The 16,174-nt window shown below is 63.3% G+C and carries 16 protein-coding genes and 1 pseudogene; 1 reads left to right on the top strand and 16 read right to left on the bottom strand.

The genetic code is table 11. From position 1 onward, the window contains the following. Positions 1 to 266: 266 nt before the first annotated feature. The 12 genes and pseudogenes from lpdA to mdh all read right to left on the bottom strand — a co-directional run bounded on the left by lpdA (position 267) and on the right by mdh (position 12,259). Positions 267 to 1,673, bottom strand: coding sequence for a dihydrolipoyl dehydrogenase (lpdA, locus tag X739_RS151240; RefSeq protein WP_023794786.1), 1,407 nt, complete (start codon positions 1,671 to 1,673; stop codon positions 267 to 269). Positions 1,674 to 1,696: 23 nt separating this feature from the next. Next, entirely contained in the window at positions 1,697 to 2,452 is a 756-nt protein-coding gene (locus X739_RS151245) for an SDR family oxidoreductase (RefSeq protein WP_023794785.1), read from the bottom strand. Further along, complete coding sequence (locus tag X739_RS151250) at positions 2,449 to 2,958, bottom strand: hypothetical protein (protein ID WP_023794784.1); 510 nt, start codon at positions 2,956 to 2,958, stop codon at positions 2,449 to 2,451. Before X739_RS151250 ends, X739_RS151245 begins: the two co-directional genes overlap by 4 nt. 36 nt (positions 2,959 to 2,994) lie before the next feature. Beyond that, positions 2,995 to 4,272, bottom strand: a complete 1,278-nt coding sequence (odhB, locus tag X739_RS151255; protein ID WP_023794783.1) for a 2-oxoglutarate dehydrogenase complex dihydrolipoyllysine-residue succinyltransferase — start codon at positions 4,270 to 4,272, stop codon at positions 2,995 to 2,997. Between the two features lie 32 nt (positions 4,273 to 4,304). Next, positions 4,305 to 7,365, bottom strand: a pseudogene (locus X739_RS0134380) (2-oxoglutarate dehydrogenase E1 component). A gap of 144 nt (positions 7,366 to 7,509) precedes the next feature. After that, entirely contained in the window at positions 7,510 to 8,412 is a 903-nt protein-coding gene (sucD, locus tag X739_RS151260; RefSeq protein WP_023794782.1) for a succinate--CoA ligase subunit alpha, read from the bottom strand. Positions 8,413 to 8,439: 27 nt separating this feature from the next. Further along, on the bottom strand, positions 8,440 to 8,856 hold the full coding sequence (locus X739_RS151265) for a PIN domain-containing protein (RefSeq protein WP_023794781.1): 417 nt from the start codon (positions 8,854 to 8,856) through the stop codon (positions 8,440 to 8,442). Then, positions 8,783 to 9,088, bottom strand: a complete 306-nt coding sequence (locus X739_RS1000000169315; protein ID WP_023784120.1) for a hypothetical protein — start codon at positions 9,086 to 9,088, stop codon at positions 8,783 to 8,785. The genes X739_RS151265 and X739_RS1000000169315 overlap by 74 nt, the downstream gene beginning before the upstream one ends. An 83-nt stretch (positions 9,089 to 9,171) precedes the next feature. Next, positions 9,172 to 9,669: a DUF1579 family protein gene (locus X739_RS151270; protein WP_023794780.1), complete on the bottom strand. Its 498-nt coding sequence runs from the start codon at positions 9,667 to 9,669 to the stop codon at positions 9,172 to 9,174. Between the two features lie 3 nt (positions 9,670 to 9,672). Continuing rightward, on the bottom strand, positions 9,673 to 10,044 hold the full coding sequence (locus X739_RS151275; protein WP_023794779.1) for a cupin domain-containing protein: 372 nt from the start codon (positions 10,042 to 10,044) through the stop codon (positions 9,673 to 9,675). Between the two features lie 4 nt (positions 10,045 to 10,048). After that, entirely contained in the window at positions 10,049 to 11,242 is a 1,194-nt protein-coding gene (sucC, locus tag X739_RS151280) for an ADP-forming succinate--CoA ligase subunit beta (protein WP_023794778.1), read from the bottom strand. A gap of 48 nt (positions 11,243 to 11,290) precedes the next feature. Beyond that, positions 11,291 to 12,259 (bottom strand): malate dehydrogenase, encoded by a 969-nt coding sequence (mdh, locus tag X739_RS151285; protein ID WP_023775434.1) that lies wholly within the window; start codon positions 12,257 to 12,259, stop codon positions 11,291 to 11,293. 213 nt (positions 12,260 to 12,472) lie between these two features. Between mdh and X739_RS151290 the strand changes: the two genes are divergently transcribed. After that, entirely contained in the window at positions 12,473 to 12,901 is a 429-nt protein-coding gene (locus X739_RS151290; RefSeq protein WP_023775435.1) for a GNAT family N-acetyltransferase, read from the top strand. Positions 12,902 to 12,974: 73 nt separating this feature from the next. On the opposite strand, the gene X739_RS151295 is transcribed toward X739_RS151290, so the two are convergent. From X739_RS151295 to ftsY, 4 genes are all read right to left on the bottom strand, one after another. Then, positions 12,975 to 13,514 (bottom strand): NADPH-dependent FMN reductase, encoded by a 540-nt coding sequence (locus X739_RS151295; RefSeq protein WP_023794777.1) that lies wholly within the window; start codon positions 13,512 to 13,514, stop codon positions 12,975 to 12,977. 36 nt (positions 13,515 to 13,550) lie between these two features. Continuing rightward, positions 13,551 to 14,171, bottom strand: coding sequence for a pyridoxamine 5'-phosphate oxidase family protein (locus X739_RS151300; protein WP_023775437.1), 621 nt, complete (start codon positions 14,169 to 14,171; stop codon positions 13,551 to 13,553). 19 nt (positions 14,172 to 14,190) lie between these two features. Next, the gene (locus tag X739_RS151305) at positions 14,191 to 14,865 is read right to left on the bottom strand and encodes a septation protein A (protein ID WP_023763224.1); all 675 of its coding nucleotides are present in this window, start codon (positions 14,863 to 14,865) and stop codon (positions 14,191 to 14,193) included. 55 nt (positions 14,866 to 14,920) lie between these two features. Next, positions 14,921 to 16,174, bottom strand: a 1,254-nt coding sequence (gene ftsY, locus X739_RS151310; protein WP_031252053.1) for a signal recognition particle-docking protein FtsY, incomplete at its 5' end; no start/stop codon positions are given.

Raw genomic sequence — 16,174 nt, 5'->3', positions numbered from 1 at the left:
TCAAAAAAAGCGAACGGCCCGCTGAAAGGCGGGCCGTTTTGTTTTGGGTGATGACCGTTGGGGGGTCTTTGGCGCCAAGCCACCCCCGCGCGTTCGTCATCCTCGGGCTTGACCCGAGGATCCATGCCGCGACCTCGGCCGAGGAATGCAGCGGACCAGAATTCCGCACCGCAGGAGCGCTCTGAAGTCACGGCATGGAGCCTATGGTCTACGCCGCGTCGCTTCGCTCCTTGTTCCGCCATAGTATGACCAAGCGTTGGGCACCCTTAGATGTGGATCGGCTTGAAGAAGGTGGCCAGCGCCGCTTCCTTCACCGCTTCCGACATCGTCGGATGGGCGTGGCAGGTGCGGGCCAGATCTTCCGACGAGCCGCCGAACTCCATCAGCACCGCCGCCTCATGGATCATCTCACCGGCGCCGAAGCCGACGATATGGACGCCGAGCACGCGGTCGCTCTGCTTGTCAGCCAGGATCTTCACGAAACCGTCGGTATGCAGCATGGCGCGCGCGCGGCCATTGGCGGTGAAGGGGAATTTGCCGACCTTGTAGTCGATGCCGGCCTTCTTCAGCTCTTCCTCGGTCTTGCCGACCGACGCGATCTCCGGACTGGTGTAGACGACGCTCGGAATGACGTCATAGTTCACATGGCCGGCCTGGCCGGCGATGGTCTCGGCCACGGCCACGCCCTCGTCCTCGGCCTTGTGCGCCAGCATCGGCCCGGCGATGACGTCGCCGATGGCGTAGATCCCGGGAACACTGGTCCTGAGATGCCCGTCGGTCTTGACCCGGCCGCGCTCGTCGACCTCGACGCCGGCTTCCTTCAGCCCGAGGCTGTCCGAAAAGGCGCGGCGTCCCGTCGAGATCAGCACGGCATCGGCCTCGATGGTCTCGACCGCGCCACCCTTGACGGGCTCGAAGGTAACGGTCGCGCCTTTCTTGGCCTTGGCGACGCCGGTCACCTTGGCGCCGAGCTTGAACTCGAAGCCCTGCTTGGAGAGCAACCGCTGGAACTGTTTCGACACCTCGCCGTCCATGCCGCCCAAAATGGTGTCGAGGAACTCGACCACAGTGACCTTGGCGCCGAGCCGTGCCCAGACCGAGCCGAGCTCGAGGCCGATGACACCGCCGCCGACCACCACCAGATGGCCCGGCACCTTCTCCAATGACAGAGCGCCCGTCGACGAAACTATGACCGTCTCGTCGAAGTCGACCTTGACGCCGGGAATGCCGGCGACATCGGACCCGGTGGCGATGACGATGTTCTTGGCATCGATCTCCTCGACCTTGCCGTCCTCGCCGGTCACCGAGACCTTGCCTGCGGCGACCACCTTGCCGGTGCCGCGGAAGGCATCGATCTTGTTTTTCTTGAACAGGAAGGCGACGCCATTGACGTTGGACGACACCGTCGCATCCTTGTGCGCCATCATTTTCTTCAGGTTCAGCTTGGGTGCCGGAATTTCGACGCCGAGCGTGTCGAAGGAATGGCCGGCCTCGGCGAACATTTCCGATGCATAAAGCAGCGCCTTGGACGGGATGCAGCCGATGTTGAGGCAGGTGCCGCCGAAGGTCGCGTTCTTTTCGACCACCGCGACCTTCAGCCCAAGCTGTGACGCCTTGATGGCGCAGACATAGCCGCCCGGTCCGGAGCCGATGATAACCACGTCATAAGCCATGTTTGTTTCCCTTTGCTTGGGGTTCAGCGGCCGCCGCTGACATTCAGGATCGCGCCCGTCGTATAGGACGCGGCATCGGATAAAAGATAGAGGACCGCACCGGCGACTTCATCCGCCGTGCCCGCCCTTTTCATCGGCAGCAGATCGCGGAACCGCTCTATCCGGTCCGGCTGGCCTCCGGAGGCGTGGATGTCGGTGTCGATGATGCCCGGCCGCACCGCATTGACGCGAATGCCTTCCAGCGCCACTTCGCGGGCAAGCCCGATGGTGAAGGTGTCGATGGCGCCCTTGGAGGCGGCATAGTCGACATATTCGCCCGGCGAGCCTAGCGTCGCCGCCGCCGACGAGATGTTGACGATCGCACCGCCCGACCCGCCATGCCGCGTCGACATGCGCTTGACCGCCTCGCGGGCGCACAGGAACGAGCCGATGACATTGATGCGCATCATGCGTTCCAGCCGCGAAACATCCATCTCGTCGACGCGCGCCTTGACGTCGACGATGCCGGCATTGTTGACGAAGGCGTCGAGGCGGCCAAAGGCGCGGTCGACGGCGCCGAACATGGCCACGATATCGGTTTCCTTGCCGACATCGCCCCTGACGGCAACGGCTTCGCCGCCGCCGTTCCTGATCTCGGCGACCAGCGCATCGGCGGCGGCCTTGTTGGAGGCATAATTGACCGCGACGCGATAGCCCGCCTCCGATCCCAATCGGCAGATGGCGGCGCCGATGCCGCGGCCGCCGCCGGTGACCAGCAGCACTTTTTGCGTCGCGCTCATTCCTGGCATCCCTTCATCGCGAACACATCGGATGGCACTTTCGCAAATCCGCCGCCGCCATACGCCCGGGATTGCCTAAGCACCGGCCCGAGATCGGGCAGGATCAGCGTCTTCGGCGCCTCGACACCCTCGGCCGGCAAAAGCCCGACAGTGCCCTTGTCGTCGGACGTGTAGATGACGCCGTTCCACAGCGTGCAGGCGGCAAGCTCCTCGCCGGTCACGTCGCCTTCCGGGCACTTGTACATCAGCGCGCCGTTCGGCCGCGCAACATCCGTGGTCCACGTGACGATGCCGTTCAGCACCACATTGTTGTCGAGGATCAGCCGGAACGTGTTGGTGACAACAGCCGATGTGCCGGTCGGGGTAAAATCGATCTCGCCGCCACTCTGGACGTCGCCATAGACGGCAAGCTCGATTGGACAGGCGGCCTGGGCGGCTGCGGTAGCCATCACGATACCGGCCATCAACACAACCGGTTTGGTGGCTCCAAGCAAACGGGCCATCATTGGCCGCTCTTTGCCGCAAGCCGCCATCCGACCGCCTCAGAGATCGAGCACCAGCCGTTCCGGATCCTCCAGGCTTTCCTTGACCCGCACCAGGAAGGTCACGGCTTCCTTGCCGTCGACGATGCGGTGATCGTAGCTGAGCGCCAGATACATCATCGGCCGGATCACGATCTGGCCGCCGACCACGACCGGCCGGTCCTGGATCTTGTGCATGCCGAGAATGCCCGACTGCGGCGCATTGAGGATGGGCGTCGACATCAGCGACCCGTAGACGCCACCATTGGAGATGGTGAAGGTGCCGCCCTGCATGTCGGCGACCGACAGCTTGCCGTCGCGCGCGGCGATGCCCAGCCGGCCGATATCCTTCTCGATCTCGGCGATCGACATCTGGTCGGCATCGCGCACGACCGGAACCACGAGACCCTTTTCGGTGCCGACCGCGACACCGATATGGGCATAGTTCTTGAAGATGATATCGGTGCCGTCGATCTCGGCATTGACCGAGGGGATTTCCTTCAGCGCGTGGGTGACGGCCTTGGTGAAGAAGCCCATGAAACCGAGCTTCACGCCGTGCTTCTTCTCGAAAACGTCCTTGTACTTGGTCCTGAGCGCCATCACCGCCGACATGTCGACTTCGTTGAAGGTGGTCAGCATGGCGGCGGTAGACTGCGCCTCCTTCAGGCGGCGCGCGATGGTCTGGCGCAGCTTGGTCATGCGCACGCGCTCCTCGCGCGATGCATCGTCGCCCGACGACGGCGCCCGAACCGCGATCGGTGCCGGCGTTGCCTTTGGCGTCTCGGCCGGCTGCGACGGCGCACCCTTGGAGATGGCATCCAGCACGTCGCCCTTCAGCACCTGGCCCCGCTTGCCCGAGCCGGAGAGCTGGTCGACCGACAGATTGTTCTCGGCGATCAATTTTGCCGCCGCCGGCGCCGGCGGCATGGTGCGCGGCTCGACCGGTCCGGCATCGCCGGCAACCTTGGCGGTCTCGGCCGCGGCCTGCTTGGTGGTGGATGCCGCGTCAGGGCTGGACGCCTGCGCGACCGCTTGCGGCTTGGTCGCGGGAGCAGCCGCGCCACCGGCCGAAATCGACCCGAGCAGGGCGCCGACGCCGACCGTCTCGCCTTCCCCAACTGTGATTTCACCGAGCGTCCCGGCGGCGGCGGCGGGCACCTCTATCGTCACCTTGTCGGTCTCGAGCTCGACCAGCGGCTCGTCCGCGGCAATGGCATCGCCGACCTTCTTGAACCATTTGCCGACGGTCGCTTCGGTGACGGATTCGCCGAGTGTGGGAACGCGGATTTCGGTAGCCATTGTGCCTGTCCGTTCTTTCGGTTCTGTTCTGCTTATTCGCCGAGCGCGTCTTCGAGCAAGGCGGCGAGCTGGGCGAGGTGCTTCGACATCAGCCCGGTAGCCGGCGACGCGGCCGCCGGACGGCCGGTGTAGCGCACCCGCTGATGCTTGGCGTCGATATGCGCCAGCACCCATTCCAGATACGGATCGATGAACGACCAGGCACCCATGTTCTTGGGCTCCTCCTGGCACCACACCATCTCGGCGTTGCGGAAGCGTGACAGCTCGGTGATCAGCGCCTTGGCCGGGAACGGATAGAGCTGTTCGACGCGCAGCAAATAGATGTCGTTGATGCCGCGCTTCTCGCGCTCCTCATAGAGGTCGTAATAGACCTTGCCCGAGCACAGCACGACACGGCGGATCTTGGAATCCTTGGTCAGCTTGATCGCCTGGTTGGGCAACAGCTGGGCATCGTCCCACAGCAGCCGGTGGAACGAGCTTTCGCCCGAGATTTCCGGCAGCGTCGACACCGCCCGCTTGTGGCGCAGCAGCGACTTCGGCGTCATCAGGATCAGCGGCTTGCGGAAGTCGCGCTTCAGCTGCCGGCGCAAGATGTGGAAGTAGTTGGCCGGCGTCGTGCAGTTGGCGACTTGCATATTGTCTTCGGCGCAGAGCTGCAGGAAGCGCTCCAGCCGGGCGGAAGAATGTTCCGGGCCCTGGCCTTCATAGCCATGCGGCAGCAGGCAGACGAGGCCAGACATTCTGAGCCACTTGCGTTCGCCCGACGAGATGAACTGGTCGAACACCACCTGGGCTCCGTTGGCGAAGTCGCCGAACTGCGCCTCCCACAGCGTCAGCGCCTTCGGCTCGGCCAGGCTGTAGCCATATTCGAAGCCCAGCACCGCTTCTTCCGACAGCATCGAGTTGATGACTTCGTAACCGGCCTGCGCCGCCGACAGATTGTTTAGCGGGATGTAGCGGGTCTCGTCGCGCTGGTCGTAAAGCACGGAATGGCGCTGCGAGAAGGTGCCGCGCTCGGAATCCTGGCCAGAAAGCCGGATCGGATTGCCATCGAGCAGGATCGCGCCGAAAGCCAGCGCCTCGGCCGTCGACCAGTCGATGCCTTCACCGGACTCGATCGCCTGGCGCCGGTTTTCGAGGAAGCGGATGATCGTCTTGTGCGCTTCGAAACCCTTCGGCACCTCGGTCAGCTTCTTGCCGATTTCCTTCAGTGTCTTGACCGGTACCGCGGTCTTGCCGCGCCTTGTCTCGTCCTGGTTGTCGGCCGTGCGCAGGCCTGACCAGGCGCCGTCGAGCCAGTCGGCCTTGTTTGGCTTGTAGTGCTGGCCGACTTCCCATTCGGCTTCCAGATGCGCGCGCCAGTCGGCCTTCATCTGATCGAGCTCGGCCTGGGTGATGTGCCCTTCGGTGATCAGGCGATCGCCATAGATCTGCACTGTCGTCTTGTGGGTGCGGATGTTGCTGTACATCAGCGGCTGGGTGAAGGCCGGCTCGTCGCCCTCATTGTGGCCGAAGCGGCGGTAGCAGAACATGTCCACGACCACCGGCTTGTGGAATTTCATGCGGAACTCGATCGCCACCTTGGTGGCGTGCACCACAGCCTCCGGATCGTCACCATTGACGTGAAAGATCGGCGCCTCGATCATCTTGGCGACATCGGACGGATAGGGCGATGAGCGCGAGAAGCGCGGATTGGTGGTGAAGCCGATCTGGTTGTTGATGATGAAGTGCAGCGTGCCCGCGACGCGGTGGCCACGCAGGCCCGACAGGCCGAGGATCTCGGCGATCACGCCCTGGCCGGCGAAGGCGGCGTCGCCATGCAGCAAGAGCGGCAGCACCTTGGCCCGCTCTTCCAGCGGCACGATCTCCTCGCGGCCGCGGCCGAACAGGGAATCCTGCTTGGCGCGCGCCTTGCCCATCACCACGGGATCGACGATCTCCAGGTGCGAAGGGTTCGCCGTCAGCGACAGGTGAACCTTGTTGCCATCGAACTCGCGGTCCGACGAGGCACCGAGATGGTACTTCACGTCGCCCGAGCCCTCGACCTCGTCGGGGGCCGCCGAGCCGCCCTTGAATTCGTGGAAGATGGCTCGGTGCGGCTTGGCCATAACCTGAGAAAGCACATTGAGGCGGCCGCGATGGGCCATGCCGAGCACGATCTCCTTCATGCCGAGCTGGCCGCCGCGCTTGACGATCTGCTCCAACGCCGGGATCAGCGATTCACCGCCGTCGAGACCGAAGCGCTTGGTGCCCTTGTACTTGACATCGATGAACTGCTCGAAGCCTTCCGCCTCGACCAGCTTCTGCAGGATCGCCTTCTTGCCGGTGGCGGTGAACGAGATCTCCTTGTCGGCGCCCTCGATACGCGCCTGGATCCAGGCCTTTTCCTCGGGATCGGAAATATGCATGAACTCGACGCCGAGCGTCGAACAATAGGTGCGGGTGAGAATCTCCAGCATCTGCCGGATGCTGCCGAATTCGAGCCCTAGCACATTGTCGAGGAAGATCGGCCGGTCGTAGTCGGCTTCGGTGAAGCCGTAATTCTCCGGCGACAGTTCGTTGTAATCCTCGAGCGTGTTGATGCCGAGCGGATCGAGATTGGCGTGCAGATGGCCGCGCATGCGGAAGGCGCGGATCATCATGATGGCGCGCACGGAATCGCGTGTCGCCTGGTGCACATCGGCGTCGGACAGCACGACACCGTTGGTGACGGCCTTGTCCTTGACCTTCTTTTCCAGGTGCTTCTCGACGATGCCCCAATTGCCGTCCAGCGCCGACACCAGCTCGCCATTGGCCTGCAGCGGCCAGGAAGGTTTCGCCCACGAAGCGCCCTTGGCGTTCCTGCGCACATCGCCGGCATCGTCCTTCAGCCCGGCGAAGAACTCCTGCCACTCGGGATTGACCGAGGCGGGATCGTCCTCATACGCCGCGTAGAGCGCGTCGATGTAATCGGCATTGCCGCCATAGNTCGGGATTGACCGAGGCGGGATCGTCCTCATACGCCGCGTAGAGCGCGTCGATGTAATCGGCATTGCCGCCATAGAGGAAAGAGGTAAGCGAAAATTGGTCGTTGGCCTGATCTTGTCTTGCCATGTCGTTTCAGCGGAGCCTGGCTCCGTCTCCTTTCGAGGGAATAGTGAGTAGCGGGTAGTGAGTGGAAAATGGAATTTTCGGCTCAGCTGCTACTCACCCGTTCTTCCCGTCTTCACTACTGACTACCTGCTACTCACTACTGCCTTAACCCTTGATCGCCTCGACCAGCGTCGTGCCCAGCCGTGCCGGCGACGGCGAGACTTTTATCCCGGCCGATTCCATCGCCGCGATCTTGTCTTCCGCGCCGCCCTTGCCCCCGGAGATGACCGCGCCGGCATGGCCCATGGTGCGGCCCGCCGGCGCGGTGCGCCCGGCGATGAAGCCGGCCATCGGCTTCTTGCGACCACGCTTGGCTTCGTCCTTGAGAAACTGCGCGGCGTCTTCCTCGGCCGAACCGCCGATCTCGCCGATCATGATGATCGACTTGGTCTCTTCATCAGCCAGGAACATCTCGAGCATATCGATGAACTCGGTGCCCTTGACGGGGTCTCCGCCGATGCCGACGGCAGTGGTCTGGCCGAGGCCGACATTGGTGGTCTGGAACACAGCCTCATAGGTAAGTGTTCCCGAGCGCGAAACAACGCCGACCGAGCCCTTGCGGAAGATGTTCCCGGGCATGATGCCGATCTTGCATTCGTCAGGGGTAAGCACGCCCGGGCAGTTCGGTCCGATCAGTCGCGAGGCCGAGCGATCGAGCCGCGCCTTGACCTTGATCATGTCCATCACCGGAATGCCTTCGGTGATGCAGACGATCAGCGGGATCTCCGCCTCGATCGCCTCGATGATGGCTTCCGCGGCGCCCGCCGGCGGCACGTAGATGACGGAGGCGTTGGCGCCTGTCTTTTCCTTGCCTTCGGCGACGGTGGCGAAGATCGGCAGGCTCTCGCCCTTCGAGCCGGTCCAGGTCTCGCCACCTTTCTTGGGATGGATGCCGCCCACCATCTTGGTGCCGTGATAGGCCAGCGCCTGTTCGGTATGGAACGTGCCGGTCTTGCCGGTCAGGCCCTGCACCAGCACCTTGGTGTTCTTGTCGACGAGAATGGACATGGGTGATTACGCCTCTGAATTCAGCGATTACAAGAAAGGATTGACGGCTCGGACCGAGCCATAAACCTGGTTGTGGTTGAGGTCTTCGGTGTAGAAAATCGGCGCGCCGAGATACCCGGCCGCTGCGAGAAGCGCGGCGTCGTAGTAGTGAATTCCGTAACGTCGCGCGAGGTCCAGTCCCGCGCGAACATAGCTTTCATCGACAGGCACCAACGGGCAGGTGCCGAGGAGGACCAGCCACTGGTCGAGCAGATCATCGCCAAGGAGGGATTTCCCGCGCGCCACTGCGGTGAATTCGGCCAAAGTCTGGCCCGACAGGCCAAAGACAGTGCTCGATACCAGCTCTTCAGCGATTGGCGCGCGGCGCGGATCACGATTCTTCTCCGAAGCCGCGTAGATCAGGACGTTCGTGTCGAGAAAGCAATCGATCTTCCCGGTCGGCATAGGCGTCCCTTCGATCCCACTTGTAGGGGGTGTCGGCGCTATCGCTCCGTTTCGCGGCCTCGTCCATGAGCCGCTTCATTCCCGCCTTGGCCCAAGCAATCCGGTCTTCCTGCTCGACTTCGTGCGCAAGCAGGGAACGAATGAGGGCGTTGAGCGTCGTCTTGCGACGTTCGGCAAGGCCTCGCGCCTGTTCAAGCAGAGCCTCGTCCATGGCCAGGGTGACGTTCTTCATGGTCCATCTCCACATAAATACACAGCCATAATATGTGTGTTTATGTGTAATTCTTCAACGGCCTTGCGCAGGATCTCCATCGATCAGCCTTCCCTCAACTCGGAAGGCAAAACGCGCCGGTAGAGGCCTCTCACCATGTCTTGCCAAGCATCGCTGCCGATCGGCTGAAACTCCAACCGCATGCGATAGCTGTCACCGCCATCGAAATCGTAACTCACGCGCGCGGCTCCGCGCGACGATGAGCGCAGCAGCGTCAGTGTGTTGCCATCCCACGTGCCTGTCGCCGGCGACACCGGCACAAAGCCCATCGAATCGAACTGATGCATGGTGAAGAGGCTGTTCTGCTGGTCGAAGCCGAACACGCAGTGCGACCCGAACGAGATCGTACCGTCGCGGCGCTGGCGATAGCGCTGCACCACGAACTGGCCGCCGAACTCAGCCTGCGCCAGCACTTCGGACGTCGCTGGGCCGCCATCGGCCCATTGCGTGTCCGAGACCTCTTCCTCGCCGCGCCACGCGCCGACCAGCGCCTGCAAGCGCTGGTGACCGTCAGAGAGCGAGGAGAAGGAGGCCGCGTTCATCGGTCAGAGCCGCTTCAGATCGGTGACCGTCAGGCCGCTCTTGGCATTGCCGGTGTTGAGTGTCGTCGCCGGTTCGAACATCAGAACCACCGGCTCCGATGTCAGCGAACGCGGGCGATGCTCGACGCCCCGCGGCACGACGATGAAGTCGCCCTCGCCGAGCTCGATCGGCCCGTCGCGGAAATCGATGGCGATCCTGCCGCGCAGCACGAGAAAAGCTTCGTCCTCATTGTCATGCGCGTGCCAGTCGAAGACCTCGCCGAACTTGGCGACCTTGGCCTGGCTGTCATTGATGTCGCCGGCGATATGCGGATCGAAGACCGCGGTGATCTTCTGATCCGCCGCCTCAACCAGGTTTATCTTGCGTGGAGGCACCGGATCAGCCCTTCACCGCCGCCACGATCTTCTTGGCCGCATCGTCAAGATCGTCGGCCGAAACCACGTTCAGGCCGCTGTCGTTGATGATCTTCTTGCCGAGCTCGGCATTGGTGCCTTCCAGGCGCACGACCAGCGGCACCTTGAGCCCAACTTCCTTGACCGCGGCGATCACGCCCTCGGCGATGATGTCGCACTTCATGATGCCGCCGAAAATGTTGATCAAGATGCCCTTGACCGCCGGATCCCTGGTGATGATCTTGAACGCCGCCGTCACCTTCTCCTTGGACGCGCCGCCGCCGACATCGAGGAAGTTGGCGGGCTCGGCGCCATAGAGCTTGATGATGTCCATCGTCGCCATGGCAAGGCCGGCGCCGTTGACCATGCAGCCGATATTGCCGTCGAGCGCGACATAGGCGAGGTCGTATTTCGACGCCTCGATCTCCTTCTCGTCTTCCTCGGTGGTATCGCGCAGTTCGAGCACATCGGGGTGGCGAAACAGCGCGTTGTTGTCGAACGACACTTTCGCGTCGAGCACGCGCAGGCGGCCGTTCTTCATCACGATCAACGGGTTGACCTCGAGCAGGCTCATGTCCTTTTCGACAAAGGCCTTGTAGAGGATCGGGAACAGCGTGCCACCATCCTTGGCCGCTTCGCCGTCGAGCTTCAGCGCGTCGTTGAGCGCCTTGACGTCCTCAGCCGTAACGCCCTTTTCCGGATCGATGGCGACGGTGATGATCTTTTCCGGCGTGTCGTGCGCGACGCCCTCGATGTCCATGCCGCCCTCGGTCGAGACGACAAAGGCGATGCGGCCGACCGAGCGGTCGACCAGAATGGAGAGATAGAGTTCGCGCTCGATGTCGGCGCCGTCCTCGATATAGAGGCGGTTGACCTGCTTGCCGGCCGGGCCGGTCTGCTTGGTCACCAGCGTGTGGCCGAGCATCTCGTTGGCGTTGGCAACGACCTCGGCCACCGACTTCGCCAGCCGCACGCCGCCCTTGGCATCGGGGCCGAGCTCCTTGAATTTGCCTTTGCCGCGGCCGCCGGCATGGATCTGGCTCTTGACCACATAGAGCGGGCCGGGCAGCGCTTGTGCCGCGGCTTCCGCCTCGCTTGCCTTGAAAACCGGCACGCCTTCGGCCACCGGCGCGCCAAAGCTCTTGAGCAGCGCCTTGCCTTGATATTCATGGATGTTCATCGGGAACTATCTCCAGGGTCGTTTTGCCGGGGTGACGTTTGGGCGGGGTTACTTCGAGGCGAGCTGCGGCGCGATCTTGACGCAGGCCTCGGTCAGGCCCTGCACGGTCGCCACCGATGCCTCGAACATCTTCTGCTCGGCCTTGTTGAGGTCGATCTCGATGACGCGCTCGACACCGCCGGCGCCGATCACCACGGGCACGCCGACATAGGTACCCTTGACGCCATACTGACCGGAGAGGTGTGCTGCGCAAGGCAGCACGCGCTTCTTGTCCTTGAGGTAGGATTCGGCCATCTGGATAGCCGAGGCCGCCGGCGCGTAATAGGCCGAGCCGGTCTTCAGAAGACCGACGATCTCGGCGCCGCCGTCGCGGGTGCGCTGCACGATCTGGTCGAGCTTTTCCTTCGAGGTCCAGCCCATCTTGATCAGGTCGGGAAGCGGAATGCCCGACACCGTGGAATAGCGGATCATCGGCACCATGGAATCCCCGTGGCCGCCGAGCACGAAGGCGGTGACGTCCTCGACCGAAACCTTGAATTCCTCGGCCAGGAAGTAGCGGAAGCGCGCGCTGTCGAGCACGCCGGCCATGCCGACGACATGGGTCTTGGGCAAGCCCGAAAACTTCTGCAGCGCCCACACCATGGCGTCGAGGGGATTGGTAATGCAGATGACGAAGGCCTTCGGCGCGTACTTCTTCAGCCCTGCGCCAACCTGCTCCATGACCTTCAGGTTGATGCCCAGCAGGTCGTCGCGGCTCATGCCCGGCTTGCGCGGGACGCCGGCGGTGACGATGCAGACATCGGCGCCCTCGATGCCGGCATAGTCGTTGACGCCAGTCAGCCGGGAATCGAAACCATCTACCGGCGACGACTGCGCGATATCGAGGCCCTTGCCTTGCGGGATACCCTCGGCGATATCGAACAGGATCACGTCGCCGAGATCCTTGAGACCGATCATGTGGGCGAGTGTGCCGCCGATCATGCCCGAGCCGATCAGCGCTATCTTGTTGCGTGCCATGTGAGGATGATTTCCCTTTGTCTGTAACGCGCCAACACGGCGTCGAGGAAGAGGCCGGACCGCTGCGGGGAACCGCGAATTTCCCGCACCCAATAGCTCTGGTGCGGAATAAATTCAAACGATTATTTCGACCCCTGCATTTTCAATCGGTTAGTGTGTTCGGGATTTACGTAAACGTCAAAATTTGTAAGCCTACTTGGGAGAATTTACACAATGGCGGTTGAGATCAGAAGGCTATATCCGGGAGATGACGCCCTTGTGATGCGGATTGCCGACGACGTGTTCGACGAGCCGGTGCGGCCCGATCGCCTTGCCAGCTATCTCGCGCAATCGGGCCATTTCATGATCGTGGCCCTGGCCGAGGACGTTGTCGTCGGCCAATGCGCGGCGATCATGCACCGCCATCCGGACAAGGCGCCCGAACTCTATGTCGACGAGGTCGGCGTCTCGCCAGCTTTCCAGCGCCAGGGAATCGCGCGCGGAATGCTCGACGCCATGTTCGCGCTCGGCCGTGAGCAAGGCTGCGAAGAGGCATGGGTCGGCACCGAGCCGGACAATCTGCCTGCCCGCGCACTTTACGGGGGGCGCAAGGAGGCGCATGACGAGGCGGAGACCTTTGTGATGTACGTTTATCGGCTGTAGCGATTGGCCGACGCCTCCGGTCCTTCCAGGACGACGACACGACGGCGTCCGCTCAGATTTGGCACGAGTCCGCTCAAATTTGACGCGAGCGGATGAACGCCGCGAAGGCTGACAGGCCATCGCGAATTGTCCGCACGTTTGCCGGCTCTCCCAGAATGCGTTCAACCTCCGCCGGCTTCTTGCCGAGGAGCGAAACCTCGAGCACGGCCTCTTCGCAAAGCGCGAACGACATGGTCCGCATGATCTCCGCCAGCGCCGCGCGGGCGTAGAGCGAGCGTGGGGAGGCGTGCGCCAGCATCGCCGGCTTGCCGACGGCGGCGTCGCGCGAAACCAGCCAGTCGAGCGCATTCTTCAGCCCGCCAGGCACGCCATGGGCATATTCGGGACAGGAGACGATGACACCGTCCGCGCCGGTGACGGCCTCGATCAGATCGGAGACGTCGCGCGGCGTCCGCTCGCCCTCGGCGTCGGGGTTGAAGATCGGCAGCCGGCCAAGCCCGTCATAGACGGTGACGCGACAGCCCGCTGGCGTGTTCAGCGCCAGTGCCGCGACCAGGGCCGAATTGGTGGAGGCCGCCCGCAGGCTGCCGGATATCGCAATGAGGTTGAGCAAGGCGGACCAGTCCAGACGAATCGGGGGCCGAGAACCCTACCACATCGTCTGTTTGTACTCGCCGTCCAGCCAGCGGTCGGTCGCCTCGGCCGAATCGGCCAGTGCCAGCTGGTCGCGCAGGATCTGGCCGAGCGTCGGCAGCGTGGCGCGATCATGCCAGCTGTCGGGCTTCCACAAATCGGAGCGCATGAAAGCCTTGGCGCAATGCATATAGGCGGCCTTGACCACGATCACGATGACGCTTTGCGGCTCCCTGCCGTCGACCGCAAGGCGCTCGCGCAAGGTGGCATCGACGGTGATGCGGGCATCGCCATTGACGCGCAGCGTCTCGTTCATGCCTGGGATGAGGAAGAGCAGCCCGACCGAGGGATTGCGGATGATGTTTTCAAGAGTATCCAGCCGATTGTTGCCGGGCCGGTCAGGGATGGCGATGGTGTTCTCGTCGAGAATGGCGGCGAAGCCGGGCTTGTCGCCTTTCGGGGTGACGTCGGCATTGCCTTCGCCGTCGGACGAGCCGATCAGCACGAATGGGCTCTTGCCGATGAAGGAGCGGCAATGGGCGTCGAGCGCCTTCAATTCCTTGCGGATCGAGCCATCGGTCGGGCGCGGCGTCTTGTAGATCGTCCGCAGCTCCTCCTGGGTGGTGACGAATTCCATGGCTCTCCCCTTTGCAACCTTATTTGCCGACTTTCTCTTCGCCGCCGGCCTTGTCGTCCAGCGAGTGGCGCAGGATCAGCGGCATCTGGCTGAAGGTGAACAGAAGCGTGATCGGCATGATGCCCCAGACCTTGAACGTAACCCAGGCGTCGGTGGAAAAATTCCGCCAGACGACTTCGTTGACGAGGGCCAGGAACAGGAAGAACAGGCCCCAACGGAAGGTGAGCTTGCGCCAGCCTTCGGCATCGAGCTTGAATGCGGACTCGAAGACATAGCCGAGGAGCGAGCGGCCGAAGTACAGGCCGCCGAGCAACACGCCGCCGAACAGCGTGTTGACGATGGTCGGCTTCATCTTGATGAAAACGTCGTCCTGCAGATAAAGCGTCAGCGCGCCGAAGATGAAGACGACGACCCCCGACACCATCGGCATGATCGGCAAGGTGCGGGTGAGCAGCCATGAGGCGATCAGCGCGATCGCGGTTGCGGCCATGAACAGGCCTGTGGCGACGAAGATAGGGCCGCCGAATTCAGCCAGCACGGGCAATTTCTGCGTCAGCCACTCGCCGCGCGCATTGGCGAAAAAGAAGACGAGCAGCGGCCCAAGCTCCAGCGCCAGCTTGAGCACGGGATTGATGCCTTCCTTCTTCTCTTTCTGCGGGTCGGACGGATCGCGTTCGAGAATGGGTGGGTTCATGGTTTCCTTCTAACGCACGCTCATCCGGAAGCCTCACTTCCGGCAACATGCCTGTTCAAGCCACTCCAGCGATCGCCCTGGCGAATTCGCTTGCGGAAAACGGTTCGAGGTCGTCGACCTGTTCGCCGACGCCGATGAAATAGACCGGCAATTTATGCTTTGCCGCGATCGCCACCAGAATACCGCCCCGCGCCGTGCCGTCCAGCTTGGTCATCACCAGGCCGTTGACGCCGGCGATATTGCGGAAGATCTCGACCTGGTTGAGTGCGTTCTGGCCGGTCGTGGCGTCGACCGTCTGCAGCACGGTGTGCGGCGCTTCGGGATCGAGCTTGCCCAGCACGCGGACGATCTTTTCCAGCTCCGCCATCAGTTCGGTCTTGTTCTGCAGCCGGCCGGCGGTGTCGATGATCAGCACGTCGGAGCCGGCTTCCTTTGCCCGTTCGAAGGCATCGTATGCGAGACCGGCGGCGTCGGCGCCGAGCTTGGAGGCAATGACGGGCGACTTCGTGCGTTCGCCCCAGATCTTCAGCTGTTCGATCGCGGCGGCGCGGAACGTGTCGCCGGCGGCCAGCATCACCGACAGGCCGCCATCGGTCAGCTTGGCGGCGAGCTTGCCGATGGTCGTGGTCTTGCCGGTGCCGTTGACGCCGACCACCAGGATGACATGCGGCTTGTGCGAGAGGTCGAGCTCGAGTGGCTTCGCGACCGGGGCGAGCACCTTCTCCACCTCGGCCGCCATGACGGCGCGCACGTCGGTATCGGAAACATCCTTGCCGTAGCGGCTGGCGGCCAGTGAATCGGTCACGCGCAGCGCCGTTTCGACGCCGAGATCGGCGCGGATCAGCACGTCCTCCAGGTCCTGCAGCGTCTCCTCGTCCAGCTTGCGCTTGGTGAAGACGCCGGCAATGTTGCCGGTCAGTTCGCGCGAGGACCGGGCTAGCCCGTCCCGCATGCGCTGGAACCAGGTTTGCCTCGGCGCCGGTTCCGGCGCCTTCTGCGGCTCGGCCTTCTGCTCGACCTTCCTGGCGACCGTCACCTTGCCGGGAACGGGTTTTGGCTCCCGGGCGGGCTGCGGAACCGGTTGAGGCTCGGGCGCGACCTCGGCAATGACCGGCTGCGTCTCGACCGGTGCAGGCTGGCGAATAGGCGGGGCGATTTCAGCTGGTGGAGCTTCGAGCGTCGCTTCGACGACAAGTCCGCGCTGTCCTTCATGCTCTCCCCGCAAACCGGGCGAGGACGGCGCTGAAGCCCCTTCCTTCGCCCCGTCCCTATACGGGGAGAAGGTGCCGGCAGGCGGATGAGGGGCAGC

It is taken from the genome of Mesorhizobium sp. LNHC209A00 (genome assembly GCF_000502915.1).
Taxonomy (GTDB): Bacteria; Pseudomonadota; Alphaproteobacteria; order Rhizobiales; family Rhizobiaceae; genus Mesorhizobium.
Note: the sequence above shows the minus strand (reverse complement) of the source record. Positions and strands in the feature narration are given on the sequence as shown.

Coding starts and splice junctions, on each gene's coding strand:
- X739_RS151305 (WP_023763224.1), bottom strand. CDS start 14,865: ATGAACCCACCCATTCTCGAACGCGATCCGTCCGACCCGCAGAAAGAG.
- X739_RS151290 (WP_023775435.1), top strand. CDS start 12,473: ATGGCGGTTGAGATCAGAAGGCTATATCCGGGAGATGACGCCCTTGTG.
- X739_RS151265 (WP_023794781.1), bottom strand. CDS start 8,856: ATGCCGACCGGGAAGATCGATTGCTTTCTCGACACGAACGTCCTGATC.
- X739_RS1000000169315 (WP_023784120.1), bottom strand. CDS start 9,088: ATGAAGAACGTCACCCTGGCCATGGACGAGGCTCTGCTTGAACAGGCG.
- sucD (WP_023794782.1), bottom strand. CDS start 8,412: ATGTCCATTCTCGTCGACAAGAACACCAAGGTGCTGGTGCAGGGCCTG.
- X739_RS151245 (WP_023794785.1), bottom strand. CDS start 2,452: ATGAGCGCGACGCAAAAAGTGCTGCTGGTCACCGGCGGCGGCCGCGGC.
- X739_RS151270 (WP_023794780.1), bottom strand. CDS start 9,669: ATGAACGCGGCCTCCTTCTCCTCGCTCTCTGACGGTCACCAGCGCTTG.
- odhB (WP_023794783.1), bottom strand. CDS start 4,272: ATGGCTACCGAAATCCGCGTTCCCACACTCGGCGAATCCGTCACCGAA.
- X739_RS151300 (WP_023775437.1), bottom strand. CDS start 14,171: ATGGAATTCGTCACCACCCAGGAGGAGCTGCGGACGATCTACAAGACG.
- sucC (WP_023794778.1), bottom strand. CDS start 11,242: ATGAACATCCATGAATATCAAGGCAAGGCGCTGCTCAAGAGCTTTGGC.
- X739_RS151250 (WP_023794784.1), bottom strand. CDS start 2,958: ATGATGGCCCGTTTGCTTGGAGCCACCAAACCGGTTGTGTTGATGGCC.
- mdh (WP_023775434.1), bottom strand. CDS start 12,259: ATGGCACGCAACAAGATAGCGCTGATCGGCTCGGGCATGATCGGCGGC.
- lpdA (WP_023794786.1), bottom strand. CDS start 1,673: ATGGCTTATGACGTGGTTATCATCGGCTCCGGACCGGGCGGCTATGTC.